The sequence below is a fragment of the Flectobacillus sp. BAB-3569 genome (assembly GCF_002270355.1).
GTDB lineage: Bacteria > Bacteroidota > Bacteroidia > Cytophagales > Spirosomataceae > Flectobacillus > Flectobacillus roseus.
In genome coordinates this window covers 1-414 of the sequence record NZ_NJFZ01000063.1, presented here as the reverse complement: position 1 = coordinate 414, position 414 = coordinate 1, and the positions used below count along the sequence as shown (strand labels likewise).

Annotated in this window: 1 pseudogene; it reads left to right on the top strand. The window is 40.3% G+C overall.

From position 1 onward, the window contains the following. Positions 1-341: pseudogene (locus BWI92_RS28980) on the top strand (helicase-related protein); the annotation flags it as partial. Between the last annotated feature and the right edge of the window lie 73 nt (positions 342-414).

Genomic DNA, 414 nt, shown 5'->3' with positions numbered 1-414 from the left:
CGTAAAAATCTTCTTGATTTCTTTAAAAGCGGGCGGTTGGGCTCAACCTTACTGCGGCAGATTATGTGTTTATTTTGGACCCTTGGTGGAACCCAGCTATTGAAGCGCAAGCGGTAGATAGGGCTCACCGTATTGGGCAAGTAAAAACGGTATTTACTTATAAGTTTATTACCAAAAACTCAGTGGAAGAAAAGATTTTGTCATTACAACAAAATAAACAAAACTCGCTTCGGAGCTTATTACCCATCGGGAGATATACTCAGAATACTGTTGTATTGATCTCTGTTGAGGTTTTCGGACATACGTCTTGCAGGTGTCCATGCACCCATCGTATTTTCTGAAAACCAAATATCTTGGGAGCCAGCTATCTGCTCAGAACCATTAACACCATATTTGTTTTGAGGGTGATTTTTG